This is a genomic window from Blastococcus sp. SYSU DS0619 (assembly GCF_054051035.1).
In genome coordinates this window covers 90956-109448 of record NZ_JBJHAM010000003.1, presented here as the reverse complement: position 1 = coordinate 109448, position 18493 = coordinate 90956, and the positions used below count along the sequence as shown (strand labels likewise).

The following is an 18493-nucleotide window of genomic DNA, read 5'->3' as shown; positions in this document are numbered from 1 at the left end:
CTAACCTCGCGATGTGCGCATCGTCCGTTTCGCCTCCCCCCAGGGCATGTCCTTCGGCGTCCTCGACGGAGACGGCCAGGTCGCCCAGATCGAGGGCCACCCCTTCGGCCAGATCTCCTTCACCGGCACGCGCTACGCGCAGGCCGACATCCGGCTGCTCTCGCCGATCCTGCCGAGCAAGGTGGTATGCGTCGGCAAGAACTACGCCGAACACGTGAAGGAGATGAACACCGGCGACGCTCCGACCGAGCCGCTGCTGTTCCTCAAGCCGTCGACGTCGGTCATCGGTCCCGGCGACGCCATCCGGATCCCGCCGGGCAGCGCCAACGTCCACCACGAGGCCGAGCTCGGCGTCGTCATCGGCGCCCGGGGCGCCCGCAACGTGACGCCGGAGCAGGCGACGGCCAGCATCTTCGGCTACACGATCGGCAACGACGTGACGGAGCGGGACATGCAGAAGAGCGACGGGCAGTGGACCCGCGCGAAGGGCTTCGACTCCTTCTGCCCCCTGGGCCCGTGGATCGAGACAGACCTGACCGGCATCGGCCTGGACGTCGCCGACCTGGAGGTCACCTGCGACGTCGACGGCGAGCGCCGCCAGACCGGGCGGACCAGCCAGCTGCTCTTCGGCATCCCCCTGCTCATCTCCTACATCTCGCAGGTGATGACCCTGCTGCCCGGCGACGTCGTGCTCACCGGCACCCCGTCCGGCGTGGGCCCGATCCGTCCCGGCCAGACGGTCGCCTGCACGATCCAGGGTCTCGGCACGCTGACGAACACGGTCTCCGCGGCCGACGCCGTCTCCACCGCGGGCGGCGCCCGATGACGGCCATGGCTGTCCCACCCACCGGACCGACCGCATCCGTCCGCACCCGTTTCTGCCCGTCGCCGACCGGGCTCGTCCACGTCGGGCTCATCCGCACCGCCCTGTTCAACTGGGCGCACGCGCGGCACCACGGCGGCACGTTCGTCTTCCGCATCGAGGACACCGACGCCGCCCGTGACTCGGAGGAGTCCTACCGGCACCTGGTCGACAGCCTGCGCTGGCTGGGCCTGGACTGGGACGAGGGGCCGGAGGCCGGTGGACCGAACGGGCCGTACCGCCAGTCGGAGCGGCACGAGATCTACCGCGAGGTGGCCGCCAAGCTGCTGGCGTCCGGGCACGCGTACGAGTCCTTCTCCACGAACGAGGAGGTCGACGCCCGTCGGCGGGCCTCGGGGGAGGACCCGAAGCTCGGCTACGACAACCACGACCGGTTCCTCACCGAGGCGCAGAAGGCGGCCTTCCGGGACGAGGGCCGGACGCCGGTCCTGCGGCTGAAGATGCCCGACGAGGACCTCGTCTGGACCGACCTCGTCCGCGGCGAGGTCCGCTTCGCCGCCGGAGCCGTGCCCGACTTCGTGCTGGTGCGCGGCAACGGCGCGCCGCTGTACCCGTTCGTGAACCCGGTGGACGACGCCCTGATGGGCATCACCGACGTCCTCCGCGGCGAGGACCTGCTGCCCTCGACCCCGCGGCAGCTGGCGCTGTACGCCGCCCTGACCGACATCGGCGTGGCCACCGGCACCCCGCGTTTCGGGCACCTGCCCCTGGTGACCGGTGAGGGGACCAAGAAGCTCTCGAAGCGTGACCCCACGTCCAACCTCGACGTGTACCGGGAGCGCGGCTTCCTGCCCGAGGGCCTGGTGAACTACCTGGCGCTGCTGGGCTGGTCGATCGCCGACGACCGGGACATCTTCTCCACGGCGGAGCTGGTCGAGGCCTTCGACGTCACCCGGGTGAGCGCGAACCCCGCGCGCTTCGACCTGAAGAAGGCCGAGGCGATCAACGCCACCCACCTGCGCGCGCTGCCGGTGGAGGAGTTCACCGCCCGGGTGGTCCCGTACCTCGCCGCCGCGGGCCTGGTCGGCGAGCCGCCCACCGCCGAGCAGGACGCCGTGCTGCGGGCCATCGCGCCGTTGGCGCAGGAACGCATGATCGTGCTCTCCGAGGCGGTCGGGCTGCTCGGCTTCCTCTTCGTCGACGAGGTGGAGATCGACCCCGCGGCGGCCGAGAAGCAGCTGGCCGGGGAGGCCGCCGTCGAGGTGCTGGACGCCGCGACGGCGGCGCTGCGCGAGCTGCCGGAGTGGACCACGCCGGCCATCGAGCAGGCGCTGAAGGAGGCGCTGGTCGAGGGGCTGGGCCGCAAGCCGCGCCAGGCGTTCGGGCCGGTCCGGGTGGCGGTCAGCGGCCGCACCGTGTCCCCGCCGCTGTACGAGTCCATGGAGCTGCTCGGCCGCGAGCGGACGCTCGACCGGCTCGCCGCGGCGCGCACGCTCGCCACCGCGGGATGACGTCGCCGGTGGCCGGCGGCGGCCCGGCCGACGAGCCGTACGCCGGTCCGCCGCCGACCCTGCGCCCCGGACCGGGACAGGTCCCCGTGGGCCCCTGGGCGTCTCCCTGGGCCCATCCGCCTGCGCCGGCCTGGGGTCCGCCACCGCCGGGCTGGGGGTCGGCGCCGGCCTGGGGGCCGCCGCCACCCGGCTGGGGGCCGCCGCCACCCGGCTGGGGGCCGCCACCACCCGGCTGGGGGCCGCCACCGCCGCCCTGGGGACCGCCACCGCCGCCGTGGGGGCCGCACCCGGCGGCGTACCCGGTGCCCCCGGTCGGCTGGGGAGTTCCCCCGGACGCACCGCCGCACGACGAGCCGCAGCCCTACCTGCACGTGATGCGCACCCGCGACTGGGCCTGGTGGCGGCCGCTGCTGGGCCTGCTCCTCCTCGGTGTGGTCTTCGTGGTGGGCAGCGCCGTGCTCGCGGTGATCGGCATCGTCACCGGGGTCAGCCCCGACCTCGCCCTGCTGGAGCTGACCGACCCCGGCACGCTCCTGGTCACCAACCTGACGCTGATCGTCGCGATCCCGGTGGTCTGGCTGGCGTGGGCCGTGGCCCACGGCATGCGCACGGGCTGGTCGTCCTCGGTGCTCGCCCGCTTCCGCTGGCGGCTGCTGCCCCGGCTGACGCTGTTCGCCCTCGCCACCCTCGGCGTGGCCATCGGCCTGTCGGTGCTGCTGGCCTTCACCGTGGGCGACGCCGACGTCGAGGGGCCGGTCCGCTCGTGGGGGTGGCTGCTCGTGGTGGTCCTGCTCACCACGCCGCTGCAGTCCGCGGCCGAGGAGTACCTCTTCCGCGGCTACCTCAGCCAGGCGATCGCCGGCTGGATCCGCAACCCGCAGGCCGGTGCCGTGGTGGCCGCGCTGGTCACCGCGACGCTGTTCTCGCTCGCGCACCTCCCGCCGGACCTGCTGACCTTCCTCGACCGCTTCCTGTTCGCTCTGGCGGCCTCGGCCGTGGTGTGGCTGACCGGTGGCCTGGAGGCGGCGGTCGTGCTGCACGCGGCCAACAACGTGGTGCTGTTCGTGCTCGCCGCGCTGCTGGGGGAGGGCGTGGCCACCGGGGTCCTGCCGACCGGGCTGGCGGCCGCCTCGGGGGCGCTCGGCCTGGTCGCGTTCGGCGCCTACGTCGGCCTCGTCGCCCGGTGGCGGCGGCGGGCCGACCTGGCGACGCGCACCCCGGCGCTGGACCTCCGGATCCCGCCCGTGGCGGGGCCCGCTCCGGTGCGCTGACCCGCCGGCCGGGGGGTGGTGCGACCCGCCCTCCGGACGTCAGGTAGAGTCTTTTCCGGCGCCGCGAGGTGCCACCCATGGGGTATGGGGTAATTGGCAGCCCGACGGTTTCTGGTTCCGTTAGTCTAGGTTCGAGTCCTGGTACCCCAGCGAGGAATCCTGGTTTCCTCTCGCAGTACAGCAGCACCCAGCACGGCCCCGTCGTCTAGCGGCCCAGGACGCCGCCCTCTCACGGCGGTAGCGAGGGTTCGAATCCCTTCGGGGCTACGCGACCGAGAGCCCCCGACCACCAGGTCGGGGGCTCTCGCCGTCTCCGGGGGTCCCTGCGACCCGCCGGCAGGGGCATGGCAAAATGGCTCCCGCACACGGCCCCGTCGTCTAGCGGCCCAGGACGCCGCCCTCTCACGGCGGTAGCGAGGGTTCGAATCCCTTCGGGGCTACGTGAGCGAGAGCCCCCGACCACCAGGTCGGGGGCTCTCGTCGTTCCCGGTGGCTGTGGAATCACCGCCCGGCATACGGTCGGACCGCCGCTCCCGCACCGGAACGGCGGGAAGGTGGTCCGCGCGGTGATCCGCACCAGCCGTCAGCTGGCCGACGGCCGGGAGATCCTCTATTTCGACGACGACCGGCACCCCGTACCGCGGGACGCCGTCGACACCCGTGACCTGCCGGCCGTGGTCGCCCGCTCGCAGCTGCGGTTCGATCCGCTGCTCTCCGAGTGGGTCGTCGTCGCCGCCCACCGGCAGACCCGCACCCTCCTGCCCCCGGCCGACCAGTGTCCGCTGTGCCCCTCCCGGCCGGGCAGGTCGACCGAGATCCCGGAGAGCGACTACCAGGTGGTCGTCGTCGAGAACCGGTTCCCGTCCCTCGCGACCGAGGTGGCGCGGGACCTGGCCCCCGCGGTGGAGGGCAACCCGCTCGCGGAGCTGCGGCCGGGGTACGGCCGTTGCGAGGTCGTCTGCTTCACCAGCGAGCACGACCGTGACTTCGCCGGGCTGGGCGCCGACCGCGCCCGGCTGGTGGTCGACGTCTGGGCCGAGCGCACCGCGGAGCTCTCCGCGCTGCCGGGCGTGGCGCAGGTGTTCTGCTTCGAGAACCACGGCGAGGAGATCGGGGTCACGCTCGCCCACCCGCACGGCCAGATCTACGCGTACCCCTTCGTGCCCCCGCGGGTGGCGAGGATCCTGGGGTCCGTGCGCCGGCACCGGGAGGTCACCGGTGCGGACCTCTTCGGCGAGGTGGTCAGCGCCGAGCGGACCGGACCGCGGGTGGTCGGGGGCAACGAGCACTGGACGGCGTTCGTCCCGGCGGCCGCGCGGTGGCCCTACGAGGTGCAGCTGTTCCCCACCCGCAAGGTGCCCGACCTGCCCGCCCTCACCGGCGCCGAGCGGGACGCCCTCGTCGAGGTCTACCTGGACGTCCTGGGCCGGTTCGCGCACCTGTTCGACACCCCGATGCCCTACATCGCCTCCTGGAACCAGGCGCCCGTGGGGGAGGGGCGCGACGACTGGTGGCTGCACCTGCAGCTGTTCTCGCTGCGCCGCGCCCGCGGCACGCTGAAGTACCTGGCCGGCTCCGAATCGGGGATGGGCGCCTTCCTCACCGACACGAACCCGGAGGACGTCGCCGGCCAGCTGCGGAACGTCACGTGGTGACGGACGACCGGGCCGTCGCGGAGCGGACCGCCACCGCCTTCGCCGGTCGTTTCGGACGGGCGCCCGAGGGGGTCTGGGCGGCGCCGGGACGGGTGACCGTGATCGGCGAGCACACCGACTACAACGGCGGCTTCGTGCTCCCCGTGGCGCTGCCGCAGACCACCCGCGCGGCGCTGGCCCGGCGGGACGACGGGCTGCTGGTGCTCGCCTCCGTGCAGCATCCGGACCAGGACGCCGAGGTCGCCGTCGCCGGGCTCCGGCCCGGCCGTCCGGGCGGCTGGGCGGCCTACCCGGCCGGCGTCGTGCACGCGCTGGCGGAGCGGGTGCCGGGTGGGCTGAGCATCCTGGTCGACGGCGACGTGCCGGTCGGCGCCGGGCTGTCCTCGTCGGCGGCGCTCTGCTGTTCGGTGGCGCTGGCCGTCCGCGACCTGCTGGGCCTCGACCTGGACACCGACGCGCTGGTCGACGTCGCCCGCCGGGCCGAGAACGACTTCGCCGGCGCGCCGACCGGGATCCTCGACCAGTCGGCGTCGGTGCTCTGCGTGGCCGGGCACGCGCTCTTCCTCGACACCCGTGACGGCACGCGGGAGCAGGTGCCGCTCGACCTCGCCGCGGCCGGTCTCGTGCTGCTGGTGGTCGACACCGGCACCACGCACGAGCATGCCGGGAGCGGCTACGCCGACCGGCGCCGGGAGTGCGAGGAGGCCGCCCGGCGGCTCGGGGTCGGGCTGCTGCGCGAGGTCGACGACGTCGCCGCGCTCGCGCCGCTGGCCGACGGGAGCGCCGAGGGCGACCGGCTGCTCCGGCGCGCCCGGCACGTGGTCACCGAGGACGCCCGCGTGCTCGAGGTCGTGGCCGCGCTGCGCGGCGCCGCCGACCCACGGACGATCGGTCCGCTGCTGACCGCGGGCCACGAGTCGCTGCGCGACGACTTCGCGGTCTCCGTGCCGCTGGTCGACGCCTGCGTCGACGCCGCGCTGATTGGCGGCGCGCACGGCGCCCGCATGGTCGGCGGTGGCTTCGGCGGCAGCGTCGTCGCCCTGGTCGACAGCGGCGGCGTCGACGCGGTCACCACCGCCGTGACCGACCGCTTCGCGCATGCGCGGCACCCCGCGCCGCGCACCTTCGTCGTCGTCCCGTCCGCCGGCGCCCGCCGGCTGACCTGACGGCCCCGGGCGCTAGCGCGCCACCGGGGCGAGCACGGCGAGCTCGTCGTTCGCCGGCAGCCCGTCGACGTCACCGGCGCCGCCGGCGCGGAACGCCATGGGCCGGCCGCAGGCCCCGGCCACCCAGGGGGAGTCGGTGAGCTGCACGTGCAGGTGCGGTTCGCTGCTGTTGCCCGAGTTGCCGCACTCGGCGACCTGCTCGGTGGCGGCGACCCGGTCACCGACGGCGACGCGCACCGAGCCGCGGCGCAGGTGGGCGAGGACGGCGAACGTGCCGTTCCCGGCGTCGACGACGACGTGGTTGCCGAGCAGCCACCGGGTGCCGGCCACCTGGCGCACGAACCCCTCCACGACCAGCAGGAAGACGATCGACAGCCAGCCGCTGCGGGCCCGGTGGTCGCGGCGCCGGTCGTGCACCCGGACGACGGTGCCGGTGACGGGGGAGCGCACCGGCAGCCCGAACGCCGGGTAGTCGGTGACCGGCCGCCACTGGCTTCCCGAGCCGAACACCGGCCGGACGGCGCCGGGCGGCTCGGCCACCAGGTCGATCGCCCAGGTCTGGCCGAGGCCGTGGGTGCCGTGCGAGGGAACCTTGGTCGCGGGGGAGTTCAGCGCCCGCCAGGCGCCGTCGACGGGTGGTTCCACGACGCGGACCGGCGCGGCCGGTGGCGCGACCCGGTCCAGGGCGATGAACGTGACGAGCAGGAGGAAGCCGATCAGCGGCCCCAGGGCGACGCCCACCTCGCCCGACAGGACGAGGAGCACGCCGGGGACGAGCAGCAGCGGGCGGACCCGGGCGGCGGCGCGGCGCGGGCTCATGCCGACACCGCCGCCAGGACGACGTGCAGCGGGACCACCCGCTCGGCGGGCACGGCGTAGGCGCCGCGGGCCGTCGTCCGCAGCCAGCCGGCGCCGGTGAGCTGGCGCAGGTGGTGGTGCAGCTGGCCGGTGGTGCCCAGCCCGGGCAGGGCGGCGAGCGCAGCCGTCGTGGTGCAGCCGGCGAGGACCTCGCGGAGCAGCCGGAGCCGGACGGGGTGGGCCAGCGCCGCCAGCACCGGCGCGGTGGCGGTGTCGACGTCCTCGTCGCCGCGCGACTGCTCCGCCCCGTGGGTGCGCTGCCAGGAGTACTCCTCGCCCGTGGGCAGCGTGACCCGGCCGGCGTAGACGACCGCTCCGCCCGCGAGCGCCGCGGCGTCGTCGGCCAGCCCGTCGAGGACCCAGAACCGGGCGCCGGCCGCCGCCTGGTCCTGCGCCGTCGCCCTTCCGGGTGCGGTGGTGTCCTGGGCGGCCTCCAGGGCGGCGAGGCGCTCCTCGATCCGGGTCAGCCGCGCCTCGTCGCTCATGGGGAGGTCCCGGACCGGTCGTCGTTCCCCCGGGGCCGGTCGCCGGCGATCCCGGCGCCCACCGCGATGCCGATCGCGCCGAAGAAGAAGGGGTTGACCTCGCCGTCGAAGACGACGGCGACGAGGAGCCCCACGGCGAAGCCGAGGAGGAAGCCGGTGAGCGCGCCGGTCGCGATCCGTCCGAGCGGGCTCCTGATCGACGCCATGCGACCATCCTACGTTAGAACGTAGGAACGATGGAAGGTCTCAGCGGGCGGCGCGGGCGATCGCCGCCGCGGCGTCGAGCACGGCGCCGATGACCTCCGCGCCGGGGCGGCGCCCCAGGCGTTCCACCGGGCCGGAGATCGAGACGGCGCCCAGGACGCTGCCGTTGCCGTCGCGGACCGGGGCCGACAGCGAGGCGACCCCGGGCTCCCGTTCGGCGACGCTGTGCGCCCAGCCCCGGCGGCGGACGTCGAGCAGCGTCCGGGCGGTGAAGCTGGCCTGCGGGAGCAGCCGGGTGACCTCCTCGGCGGGCGTGAACGCGAGCAGGGCGTGCGCGGCGGACCCGGCGGTCATGGGCAGCCGGGCGCCGACCGGCACCGTGTCGCGCAGGCCGCTGGCGCGCTCGGCGGCGGCGACGCAGACCCGCGTGGCGCCGTCGCGCACGTAGAACTGCGCGCTCTCGCCGGTCGCGTCACGCAGCGTCGCCAGGTGGCGGGACGCGATCTCGCCGATGTCGGCGGTGCTGCGGCCGAGCTCCGCCAGCGCCGGCCCCGGCGCCCAGCTGCCCGCGTCGGTGCGGCGCACCAGGCGGTGCCCCTCGAGTGCGACGGCGAGCCGGTGGGCCGTGGCCCGGGGCAGGCCGGTGCGCGCCACCAGCTCGGCGAGGGTCGCCGGCTCCTGTGCGACGGCGTGCAGGATCGACACCGCTTTGTCCAAGACCGCGACCGGGTTAGGCTGTCCCACACAGCAATACTTGCATCCCGAAGAGTGAGACAGCCACTCCGGGATCGACCAGTCACCCGAAGGGGACGGACCGTGCCGAAGACCCTGGCCGAGAAGGTCTACGACGCCCACGTCGTGCGCAGCACCGCGGGCGAGCCCGATCTGCTCTACATCGACCTGCACCTCGTCCACGAGGTGACCAGCCCGCAGGCCTTCGACGGCCTCCGGGCCGCGGGGCGCACGGTCCGCCGTCCGGACCTCACCATGGCGACCGAGGACCACAACGTCCCGACGCTGGACATCCTCAGCCCCATCGCCGACCCGGTCAGCCGGGCGCAGGTCGACGCGCTGCGGCGGAACGCCGTCGAGTTCGGCATCCGGCTGGCACCCATGGGCGACCGCGACCAGGGCATCGTGCACGTGATCGGCCCGCAGCTGGGGCTGACGCAGCCGGGCATGACGATCGTCTGCGGCGACAGCCACACCTCCACCCACGGCGCCTTCGGGGCGCTGGCCTTCGGCATCGGCACCAGCGAGGTCGAGCACGTGCTCGCCACCCAGACCCTGCCGCAGTACCGCCCGAAGCAGATGTCGGTCACCGTCGAGGGCGAGCTCGCCCCCGGGGTCTCGGCCAAGGACATCATCCTGGCCGTCATCGCCCAGATCGGCACCAACGGTGCGGCCGGGCACGTCATCGAGTACCGCGGCAGCGCCATCGAGTCGCTGTCGATGGAGGCCCGGATGACCATCTGCAACATGTCGATCGAGGCCGGCGCGAAGGCGGGCCTCATCGCCCCCGACCAGACCACCTTCGACTTCCTGCAGGGCCGCCCGCACGCCCCGCAGGGCGCCGACTGGGACGCCGCCGTCGAGCACTGGCGCACCCTCCGCACCGACGACGGGGCGGTGTTCGACCGCGAGGTGACGCTGGACGCCTCGGCGCTCACCCCGTTCGTCACCTGGGGCACCAACCCAGGGCAGGGCCTGCCGATCGACGGCGAGGTGCCCGACCCGGCCCAGTTCGCCGACGAGGGCGAGCGGCGGGCCGCCGAGCAGGCGCTGGCCTACATGGGGCTGACCCCCGGGACCCCGCTGCGGGAGATCGAGGTGGACACCGTCTTCCTCGGCTCCTGCACCAACGGCCGGATCGAGGACCTGCGCACCGCGGCGGCGTTCCTCCAGGGCAAGCGGATCGACCCGGACACCCGCATGCTCGTCGTCCCTGGCTCGGTCGGCGTGAAGCTGCAGGCCGAGGAGGAGGGCTTGGACAAGGTCTTCATCGAGGCCGGCGCCGAGTGGCGGGGCGCCGGGTGCTCGATGTGCCTGGGCATGAACCCGGACCAGCTCAAGCCCGGCGAGCGGTCGGCGTCGACCAGCAACCGCAACTTCCAGGGCCGCCAGGGCAAGGGCGGGCGCACCCACCTGGTCTCGCCGTCGGTGGCCGCGGCCACCGCGCTGACCGGCCGTCTCACCGCCCCCGCCGACCTGATCGGAGCCTGAGCCATGGACGCCTTCACCACCCACACCGGCACCGCCGCGCCCCTGCGCCGCAGCGCCGTCGACACCGACCAGATCATCCCGGCCGAGTACCTCAAGCGGATCACCCGGACCGGGTTCGAGGACGGCCTGTTCATCGCCTGGCGGACTAACGAGCCGGACTTCGTGCTCAACAAGCCCGAGTACGCCGACGCGTCGATCCTGGTGGCCGGCCCCGACTTCGGCACCGGCTCCTCCCGCGAGCACGCCAACTGGGCGCTGCTCGACGGCGGCTTCCGGGTCGTCATCAGCTCCCGGTTCGCTGACATCTTCCGCAACAACTCGACCAAGTCGGGCCTGCTGACGGTCGTGCTGCCGCAGGCCGACGTCGAGGCGCTGTGGACCGCGATCGAGGCCGACCCCGCGACGCAGGTGACGGTGGACCTGCAGGCCAAGCAGGTGACGTACGGCGACGTGGCGGTGCCGTTCGACGTCGACGACTACACCCGCTGGCGGCTGCTGGAGGGGCTCGACGACGTCGGCCTCACCGAGCGGCACCTCGGCGACGTCGAGGCCTACGAGGCGGCGCGCCCGTCCTGGCTGCCGGCGGCGCTGCCCGCGCGCTGACGCACCGGGGCGTCCGGGTCGGGCTCGAAGTTGCGGTAGTAGTCCGCCACCAGCGCTCCCGTCCGGCCGCCGAGGGCCCACACGCTGCCCTTGGCGGCCGGCGGCAGCAGGCCCCGGACGCCGTGGCCGTGCACCCCGAGCGCCTGGAGCACGGCGGGGATCACCCCGCCCTGGCTGCACAGCACGGTGACGCCGGTGTGGTCCCGCGGCGCCAGCAGCTCCGCCACGAGCGCCAGCCCCGCCTGCGGGTCGTCGGCGAAAGCCTCCTCGGCCATCGCGGGTGACGGGCGCACCTCCAGGCCCGTCCGCCCGGCCAGCGGCTCCACGGTCTGCGTGCAGCGCAGCTTCGGGGCGCTGAGCACGTCGTCGGGGGAGAACCACGCGAGCGCCTCGGCCAGCTGCTGGGCCTGCCGCCGCCCCCGGTCGTCCAGCGGGCGCAGGTCGTCCGGGCCGTCGAACTCCTGCTTGCTCCCGGCTCGGCCGTGGCGGACCAGCAGCAGGCCCACCTCGCGCGGCACGTCGGTGCGGGCGGCGTCGGCGATCACCAGCCGGTCGTGGTCGTGGGTGACCAGCGCGGTCGCGTCGTCGGGGGCGAGCCAGCGCAGCTCGTCCACCTCGTCGTTGGCGACGAAGGCGCCCCCGGCCCAGCGCATGAGCCAGTAGTCGACGTGCTTGGGGACGCCGTCGACCGCGTACTGCGTCGTCGGCCCGCGGCGTCCGGCGACCACGCGGAACCCGGTCTCCTCGACGACCTCGCGGCACGCGGCCGCCAGCGCGTGCTCGCCGGCGTCGAGCTTCCCCTTCGGCAGCGACCAGTCGTCGTAGCGGGGCCGGTGGGCGACGGCGATCTCGATGCCGTCGTCCCCGGCCGGCCGCCAGACGACCCCGCCGGCGGCGGCGATCGGCCGCGGCTCAGCCGGCGAGCTCATGGATCCGGTGCATCAGCTCGGCCTGGTAGTCCCGTCCCTCCAGCCGGTCCCACTGCCCGTCGCTGCGCAGCTCCCAGGACCGCACGCCCGGGGCCATGGCGGGGCTCAGGGACTCCTCCAGCTGCGTACGGGCGGCCTCGTCGCAGACCCGCAGCAGCACCTCGACCCGGCGGTCGAGGTTGCGGTGCATGAGGTCGGCGCTGCCGATCCACCACTCCGGCTCCCCGCCGTTGAGGAAGGAGATCACCCGGGAGTGCTCGAGGAACCGGCCGACGATCGAGCGCACCCGGATCGTCTCCGACAGACCGGGGACGCCCGGCCGCAGGGCGCAGATGCCGCGCACGAACAGCTCCACCGGCACCCCGGCCTGCGACGCCTCGTACAGCGCGTCGATGATGCGCTCGTCGACGATCGAGTTCGCCTTGATCCGGATGCCCGAGGGGCGTCCCTCGCCCGCGTGCCGGGCCTCGCGGCGGATCTTCTCGACCAGGCCGTTGCGGATGCTGTGCGGGGCCACCATGAGCGTGCGGTAGTTGGTCTGCCGCGAGTAGCCGGTGAGCACGTTGAACAGGTCGGTGAGGTCGGCGCCGACGCGGGGATCGGCGGTGAGGATGCCGAGGTCCTCGTAGATGCGGGCGGTCTTCGGGTTGTAGTTGCCCGTGCCGATGTGGCAGTACCGCCGGATCACGCCCTGCTCGCGGCGCACCACGAGGGCGGTCTTGCAGTGGGTCTTCAGCCCCACCAGCCCGTAGACGACGTGGCAGCCGGCCCGCTCCAGCGAACGGGCCCAGCTGATGTTGGCCTCCTCGTCGAACCGGGCCTTGATCTCGACCAGGACGACGACCTGCTTGCCGGCCTGGGCGGCCTCGATCAGCGCCGAGACGATCGGGGAGTCGCCGGAGGTGCGGTACAGCGTCTGCTTGATGGCCAGCACGTCCGGGTCGGCGGCGGCCTGCTCGATGAACCGCTGCACGCTCGTGGCGAACGAGTGGTACGGGTGGTGGACCAGCACGTCGCCCTCGCGGAGGGTGGCGAAGACGCTCTTGGGCGTCTCGCCCTCGGACAGCCGCGGGTGCGTGGCCGGCACGAAGGGCTCGTCCTTGAGCTCGGGCCGGTCGAGGTCGTAGAGCGCCATCAGCGAGGCCAGGTCGAGCAGCCCGGGCACGTGGACGACGTCGGCGGGGGAGACCTCGAGCTCGGAGATGAGCACGTCGAGGATCCGCGGGTCCATCGGCTCGGCGACCTCCAGGCGCACCGCGGGCCCGAACCGGCGCCGGGCGAGCTCGCGCTCCAGCGCCTGCAGCAGGTCCTCGTCGCGGTCCTCCTCGACCTCGACGTCGGCGTTGCGGGTGACGCGGAAGAAGTGGTGGTCGAGCACGTCGAGCCCCGGGAAGAGCTGGGGCAGGTGCGCGGCGATGAGGTCCTCGAGCGGGAGGAAGACGACCGTGTCGTCCTGCGTGGCGACCGGCACGAACCGCGGCACGTTGTTCGGCACCTTGAGCCGCGCGAAGCGGGGCGCGTTGGTGTCCGGGTCGTGCACCGACACGGCGAGGTTCAGCGACAGGCCGCTGATGTAGGGGAACGGGTGCGCCGGGTCGACGGCGAGCGGCGTGAGCACCGGGAAGACCTGGTCGCGGAAGTAGTCCCGGAGCCGGCGCATCGCGTCGTCCTCCAGGTCGTCCCAGTGGACGATCCGGATACCGGTCTCCTCCAGCCGGGGCAGCACGTCCTTGTTGAAGACGTCGGAGTGCCGCTGCACCAGCTCGCGCGTGCGGGCGGTCACCCGCTCCAGCTGCTCGCGGATGGTCAGCCCGTCGGGGGAGCGGACGGTGAGCCCGGTGCTCTGCCGGCGCTTCAGCCCGGCGATGCGCACCATGTAGAACTCGTCGAGGTTGCTGGCGAAGATGGCGAGGAACTTGACGCGTTCGAGCAGGGGGAGCGAGGCGTCCTCCGCGAGCTCCAGCACGCGGGAGTTGAAGTCCAGCCAGGACAGCTCCCGGTTCAGGTACCGGTCGGCGGGCAGGGCACTGGTCCGGGAAGCATTCTCGGAAGGCACGGCCTCATCGTGCCGTAAGCCGGTCGGCGAGACCGGGTGACCCCCGGACCAGCTCCGCCGTGCGCGGACCGGACCCGAGCGCCAGGGCCGCGCGCAGGTCATCGGGTGTGTCGACGTCGCGCAGCAGGCCGGGCCAGGCGCCGCTCAGGGGCACCGCGCCGTCCGCCCGGTGGGCGGCCGCCGAGCCGCGCCCGAACCGGGGGCGCAGGGGCACCCCGACGGCGGTCAGCAGGGTGGTGCCGGTGCCCTGGGCGTCGGCGACGAAGCAGCGGGGCGCTGCCTCCGCCGCGGTCAGCGCGGCGGCCAGCTCCGCGGCGCGCAGCGCGGGCAGGTCGGAGGAGAGCGTGGCCACGTGGCTGCCGCCGGCCCGGCGCGCGCCGTGCTCGAGCGCCGGGTTCAGGCCCCGGTCCGGCTCGTCGGGGACGGTGCGCGCCCCGAGGCCGCGCACCAGGTCGGCGGCATCGGGGTCGTCGGTGACGACGACGACCGACGCCACCCGTGAGCAGGCCAGGGCCGCGGCCACCGTGTCGGCGAGGAGCGCCAGGACCAGCGCCTCGTGGTCGCCGCCGGGCGCGCCGGTGAGCGGCCGCAGCCGGGTCTTGGCCACGGCGAGCCGCTTCGCCGGGACCACGACCGACCAGCTGGACACGGCCACAATGTGAGCACACGGCCCTTCTGCGGGCCCCCGGCCGGGACCCGGTGCCCCGCGGGCGGGAGCACGGGTCGATCATGGGCTGGCTCACAGGAGGGAGGTGCGGCGGTGACGGTAGAGACGTCCTCGGGCGGAGCGGAGACGGGCGGGCCGACCCCGGTCCCGGCCCGGCGGGCCCGCCGGCCGGGCAGGTGGCGCACCCGGGGCCGCATCTCGTTCGCCCTGTGGTTGTGCATCGTGGTGATCTACCCGGTGTCGTGCCTGATGTTCCGGCTGCGCTACCGGCACGCCGACCGCATCCCCGTGCGCGGGCCGGTGCTGCTGGTCGTCAACCACGTGTCGGTGCTCGACCCGCTGGCCTGTGCCCGCCTGGTGTTCGACCAGGGCCGGATCCCGCACTTCCTGGCCAAGGAGGCGGTCTTCGCGGGGCTCGCCGGCACCATCCTCCGGGCGGCCGGCCAGATCCCGGTGACCCGGTACTCCAGCGCCGCGCGGGGGTCGCTGGACGCGGCCCGGGCCGACCTGCGCGCGGGCGGCATCGTGGTCATCTACCCCGAGGGGTCGGTCACCCGCGACCCGGACTGGTGGCCCATGCAGGCCCGCACGGGCGCGGCCCACCTGGCGCTGACCAGCGACGCCGTCGTCGTCCCGGTGGCGCAGTGGGGGCCGCAGAAGGTGCACGACTACCACACCAAGAAGCTGCACCTGCGGCTCCGCGCGCCCGCCGACTACCTCGTCGGCGAGCCGATCGACCTCGCCGCCCTGCGGGCCGAGGTGCGGGCGGGCCGTCCGCTGAACGCCGACCTGCCGCGGGAGACGACCGGTCTGATGATGTCGAGGGTGCGCGACCAGCTGGGCGAGCTGCGGGACGAGCGCCCCCCGCTCACCTTCTTCCCGGGCCCGGCGCGCCGGCGCCCCGACGGTCTCGCGGGGACCGCGGCGTGACCCGCGCCGCGGTGCTCGGTGCCGGCTCCTGGGGGACGACGTTCGCCAAGGTGCTCGCCGACGCCGGGTGCGACGTCGTGCTGCACGCCCGGCGTCCCGAGCTGGCCAAGGCCATCACCGACGACCGCGAGAACGCCGACTACCTGCCGGGGGTGCGGCTGCCGGAGCGGCTGCGGGCGACGGCCGACCCGGCCGAGGCCCTGCTCGACGCCGACGTCGTGGTGCTCGCCGTGCCCTCGCAGTCGCTGCGCGGCAACCTCGGTGCCTGGCGAGAGCTCCTGCCGCCGGACGCGACCCTGCTGTCCCTGATGAAGGGCATCGAGCTCGGCAGCACCAAGCGCATGAGCGAGGTGATCTGCGAGGTCACCGGTGCCGGCCCGGAGCGGGTGGCCGCCCTGTCCGGCCCGAACCTGGCGCGCGAGATCGCCGAGGAGCAGCCCGCCGCCACGGTGATCGCGTGCTCCGACGCCGAGCGGGGGGCGGTGCTCCAGGCGGCCTGCCACACCCCCTACTTCCGGCCGTACACCAACCCCGACCTCGTCGGCTGCGAGCTCGGCGGTGCGGTGAAGAACGTGATCGCCCTGGCCTGCGGCATCGCCGAGGGGCTCGGTTTCGGGGACAACACCCGCGCCTCGCTGATCACCCGCGGGCTGGCCGAGACGGCTCGCCTGGGGCTGGCCCTGGGCGCCGAGCTGACCACGTTCGCCGGGCTGGCGGGGCTGGGTGACCTGGTGGCCACCTGCAGCTCTCCCCTGTCACGCAACCGCACCTTCGGCGAGAAGCTCGGCCGGGGGATGACGGTCGAGGAGGTGCAGCAGAGCACCCGGCAGACCGCCGAGGGCGTGAAGAGCTGCCGCTCGGTGCTCGACCTCGCCCGCGCGCACGGGATCGACGTGCCGATCACCGAGGCGGTCGTGCGGGTCTGCCATGAGGGGGAGGCGCCCGGCCGGATGGTGCGGGAGATCATGTCGCGGGAGGCGAAGCCGGAGTGAGCGGACAGGGGCGTGAGCATCGCAGCGAGGCGGCCGGTGACAGGGCGGGAGCATCGCAGCGAGGGACGAGCGAGGAGCGGACCGACCGCGGAACCGGCCTGGATCCCCGAGCGAGGAGCGGAGCGCCCCGCGGGAGCGAACAGGGTGCAGTGAGCGGACAGCTAGGTGGTTACGGGGACGGCACGCGGTCGGTGCGCGCGGGGGAGGACCCGGCCGTGCCGGGTGCGCCGCTGCGCCCCTCGCCGGTCTTCGCGGCGCCCTTCCACCTCGCCGACCAGCCGCCGCGGGCGGGTGGCGTCGACGCCTACGCCCGCACCGAGCACCCCACGTTCCGGCACTTCGAGGACGCCGTCGGCGAGCTGGACGGCGGCCGCTGCCTGTCCTTCGCCACCGGGATGGCGGCGCTGACCGCGGCCGTCCTGGCGTGCGCCCGCAGCGGCGACCGGATCGTGCTGCCCTCGGACGGCTACTACACGACCCGGCTGCTCGCGGCCGAGGAGCTGGCCCGCTTCGGCATCGACGTCCAGTACGTGCCGACGCCGGAGATCGGCCGGGTCGCCGGCGACGGCGGGCTCGCCGGCGCCCGCATGGTGCTGCTGGAGACCCCGAGCAACCCGCAGCTCGACGTCTGCGACATCGCCGCCGTCGCCGGGGCCGCCCACGCGGCCGGCGCGCTCGTGGCGGTCGACAACACCACCGCCACGCCGCTGGGCCAGCGCCCCCTGGCGCTCGGGGCCGACCTGACCGTCGGCAGCGACACCAAGGCGCTCACCGGGCACAGCGACGTGCTCCTGGGGCACGTGACCGTCACCGACGACGACCTGTACGCAGCGGTCAAGGGCTTCCGGGACCGGACGGGCAGCACCCCGGGGCCGTTCGAGGCGTGGCTCGGTCACCGCTCGATGAGCACCCTGGACCTGCGGCTGGCCCGCCAGGCGGCGAACGCGGCGGCCGTCGTGGAGCTGCTCGCCAGGCATCCCGCCGTCACGGGCCTGCGCTGGCCCTGGCGCGCGTCCGACCCGTCGTTCGCGCTGGCCACGCAGCAGATGCTGCGGCCCAACGGCGTGGTGTCCGCGGAGCTGCCCGACGAGGCGGCGGTCACCGGGCTGCTCGGGGCCAGCCGGCTGTGGGCGGCGGCGACCAGCTTCGGCGGCGTGCACAGCACGATCGACCGGCGGGCGCAGTGGGGCGGGGACGCCGTCCCCGCGGGCTTCGTCCGGCTGTCCTGCGGCATCGAGGACACCGCCGACCTGGTCGCCGACCTATCCCGCGCGCTCGACGCCCTCGGCTGACCCGGCCCGGCGGTTGCCGGCCACGGTGAGCCAGATGCTCACGCCGAAGTAGTAGACGAGGTAGAGCATGCTCAGCGCGACCACCAGCGGGTTCGGGTCGGGGTACTGGACGACCAGCACCGCGGAGGCGACCAGCCAGACCGCCGCCAGCCCCAGGTTCACGCCGCGCAGCAGCTTGGTGCGCGACGGGTAGACGTACTTGACCGGCACGAAGATCAGCACGGTCAGGACGGCCAGCGCGATGCCGACCCCGGTGGTGCCGATGTCGAGGACGATCGCGTAGAAGGCCACCACGTTCCAGTAGCTCGGGAAGCCGAGGAAGTAGTGGTCCTCGGTCTTCGCGTCCACCCGGCAGAACTGGTAGCAGGAGGCGACCAGCGGCAGCGCGGCCAGGACCCAGCCCAGGGCGCCTCCCGGCAGCCGGTCGGTCGTCCAGAGCAGCACGACCGGGGCGAAGACGTAGGTCAGGTAGTCGACGATGTCGTCCATCCGGGCACCGTCGAACCAGGGGATCGTCTGCTTGACCCGTGTGCGCCGGGCCAGCATCCCGTCCGTGCCGTCGATGAACAGCGTCGCGAGGATCAGCCACAGGGCGGTCTCCACCGCGCCCTCGAAGGCCGCCAGGACGATGAGCAGGCCGAGCACGGAGCCGCTGGCGGTGTACAGGTGCACCGCCGCGCCGGCCAGGCGCAACCGGCCGGAGTACCCGGGGGCGGCCGGCTCCGGGGCCGCCGCCGACCCGGTCGCCGGGGGGATGGGCGAGTTCTCCTGCACGCGACGAGGCTGCCACACCACGGTGCGACCGGCGGCACGGCGCGTGCACCGGAC

18 protein-coding genes and 3 tRNA genes are annotated in these 18493 nt (G+C 74.4%); 13 read left to right on the top strand and 8 right to left on the bottom strand.

From position 1 onward, the window contains the following. Positions 1-13 precede the first annotated feature (13 nt). From ACI79T_RS05420 to galK, 8 genes are all read left to right on the top strand, one after another. Positions 14-826 (top strand): fumarylacetoacetate hydrolase family protein, encoded by an 813-nt coding sequence (locus ACI79T_RS05420; RefSeq protein WP_456609021.1) that lies wholly within the window; start codon positions 14-16, stop codon positions 824-826. Positions 827-831: 5 nt separating this feature from the next. Further along, the gene (gene gltX, locus ACI79T_RS05415) at positions 832-2334 is read left to right on the top strand and encodes a glutamate--tRNA ligase (RefSeq protein WP_456609020.1); all 1503 of its coding nucleotides are present in this window, start codon (positions 832-834) and stop codon (positions 2332-2334) included. A 302-nt stretch (positions 2335-2636) separates the two neighbouring features. Continuing rightward, a complete protein-coding gene (locus ACI79T_RS05410) occupies positions 2637-3605 on the top strand; it encodes a CPBP family intramembrane glutamic endopeptidase (protein ID WP_456609019.1) in 969 nt (322 codons plus the stop codon). Between the two features lie 78 nt (positions 3606-3683). Next, a tRNA-Gln gene (locus tag ACI79T_RS05405) sits at positions 3684-3755 on the top strand. A 44-nt stretch (positions 3756-3799) separates the two neighbouring features. Next, positions 3800-3872: transfer RNA gene (locus ACI79T_RS05400), tRNA-Glu, on the top strand. Positions 3873-3972: 100 nt separating this feature from the next. After that, positions 3973-4045, top strand: a tRNA-Glu gene (locus ACI79T_RS05395). Between the two features lie 126 nt (positions 4046-4171). Continuing rightward, entirely contained in the window at positions 4172-5260 is a 1089-nt protein-coding gene (gene galT / locus ACI79T_RS05390) for a galactose-1-phosphate uridylyltransferase (protein WP_456609018.1), read from the top strand. Next, positions 5257-6426 carry a galactokinase gene (galK, locus tag ACI79T_RS05385; RefSeq protein WP_456609017.1) on the top strand — a complete coding sequence of 390 codons (1170 nt, stop codon included), beginning with the start codon at positions 5257-5259 and terminating at the stop codon, positions 6424-6426. Before galT ends, galK begins: the two co-directional genes overlap by 4 nt. A 12-nt stretch (positions 6427-6438) precedes the next feature. On the opposite strand, the gene ACI79T_RS05380 is transcribed toward galK, so the two are convergent. The 4 genes from ACI79T_RS05380 to ACI79T_RS05365 are packed head-to-tail and all read right to left on the bottom strand — an operon-like array spanning position 6439 to position 8678. Then, entirely contained in the window at positions 6439-7245 is an 807-nt protein-coding gene (locus ACI79T_RS05380) for a M23 family metallopeptidase (protein ID WP_456609016.1), read from the bottom strand. Next, positions 7242-7769, bottom strand: a complete 528-nt coding sequence (locus tag ACI79T_RS05375; protein WP_456609015.1) for an ArsR/SmtB family transcription factor — start codon at positions 7767-7769, stop codon at positions 7242-7244. The genes ACI79T_RS05380 and ACI79T_RS05375 overlap by 4 nt, the downstream gene beginning before the upstream one ends. Beyond that, positions 7766-7975, bottom strand: coding sequence for a hypothetical protein (locus ACI79T_RS05370; protein ID WP_456609014.1), 210 nt, complete (start codon positions 7973-7975; stop codon positions 7766-7768). The genes ACI79T_RS05375 and ACI79T_RS05370 overlap by 4 nt, the downstream gene beginning before the upstream one ends. Before the next feature lie 40 nt (positions 7976-8015). Next, positions 8016-8678: an IclR family transcriptional regulator gene (locus ACI79T_RS05365; RefSeq protein WP_456609013.1), complete on the bottom strand. Its 663-nt coding sequence runs from the start codon at positions 8676-8678 to the stop codon at positions 8016-8018. 111 nt (positions 8679-8789) lie between these two features. Here ACI79T_RS05365 and leuC point away from each other — a divergent pair, with 111 nt between their 5' ends. Together leuC and leuD are read left to right on the top strand one after the other, a co-directional pair. After that, positions 8790-10196, top strand: a complete 1407-nt coding sequence (gene leuC, locus ACI79T_RS05360; RefSeq protein ID WP_456609012.1) for a 3-isopropylmalate dehydratase large subunit — start codon at positions 8790-8792, stop codon at positions 10194-10196. 3 nt (positions 10197-10199) lie between these two features. After that, a complete protein-coding gene (gene leuD, locus ACI79T_RS05355) occupies positions 10200-10799 on the top strand; it encodes a 3-isopropylmalate dehydratase small subunit (RefSeq protein ID WP_456609011.1) in 600 nt (199 codons plus the stop codon). Here the strand turns inward: leuD and ACI79T_RS05350 are convergent. From ACI79T_RS05350 to cofC, 3 genes are read right to left on the bottom strand one after another with little or no spacing between them, the layout of a single operon-like run. Then, positions 10748-11728 carry an NUDIX hydrolase gene (locus ACI79T_RS05350; protein ID WP_456609010.1) on the bottom strand — a complete coding sequence of 327 codons (981 nt, stop codon included), beginning with the start codon at positions 11726-11728 and terminating at the stop codon, positions 10748-10750. The two genes, leuD and ACI79T_RS05350, sit on opposite strands and share 52 nt — an antisense overlap. Next, positions 11712-13784 carry an RNA degradosome polyphosphate kinase gene (locus tag ACI79T_RS05345; protein WP_456609009.1) on the bottom strand — a complete coding sequence of 691 codons (2073 nt, stop codon included), beginning with the start codon at positions 13782-13784 and terminating at the stop codon, positions 11712-11714. Before ACI79T_RS05345 ends, ACI79T_RS05350 begins: the two co-directional genes overlap by 17 nt. A gap of 4 nt (positions 13785-13788) precedes the next feature. After that, positions 13789-14433, bottom strand: coding sequence for a 2-phospho-L-lactate guanylyltransferase (gene cofC, locus ACI79T_RS05340; RefSeq protein ID WP_456609008.1), 645 nt, complete (start codon positions 14431-14433; stop codon positions 13789-13791). Between the two features lie 111 nt (positions 14434-14544). Between cofC and ACI79T_RS05335 the strand changes: the two genes are divergently transcribed. The 3 genes from ACI79T_RS05335 to ACI79T_RS05325 all read left to right on the top strand — a co-directional run bounded on the left by ACI79T_RS05335 (position 14545) and on the right by ACI79T_RS05325 (position 17665). Continuing rightward, the gene (locus tag ACI79T_RS05335) at positions 14545-15381 is read left to right on the top strand and encodes a lysophospholipid acyltransferase family protein (RefSeq protein ID WP_456609007.1); all 837 of its coding nucleotides are present in this window, start codon (positions 14545-14547) and stop codon (positions 15379-15381) included. After that, the gene (locus ACI79T_RS05330; protein WP_456609006.1) at positions 15378-16373 is read left to right on the top strand and encodes an NAD(P)H-dependent glycerol-3-phosphate dehydrogenase; all 996 of its coding nucleotides are present in this window, start codon (positions 15378-15380) and stop codon (positions 16371-16373) included. The genes ACI79T_RS05335 and ACI79T_RS05330 overlap by 4 nt, the downstream gene beginning before the upstream one ends. Before the next feature lie 149 nt (positions 16374-16522). Beyond that, positions 16523-17665, top strand: a complete 1143-nt coding sequence (locus tag ACI79T_RS05325) for a cystathionine gamma-lyase (RefSeq protein ID WP_456609005.1) — start codon at positions 16523-16525, stop codon at positions 17663-17665. Here ACI79T_RS05325 and ACI79T_RS05320 read toward each other — a convergent pair. Further along, entirely contained in the window at positions 17636-18439 is an 804-nt protein-coding gene (locus ACI79T_RS05320; RefSeq protein ID WP_456609004.1) for a CDP-alcohol phosphatidyltransferase family protein, read from the bottom strand. The genes ACI79T_RS05325 and ACI79T_RS05320 overlap by 30 nt on opposite strands. Between the last annotated feature and the right edge of the window lie 54 nt (positions 18440-18493).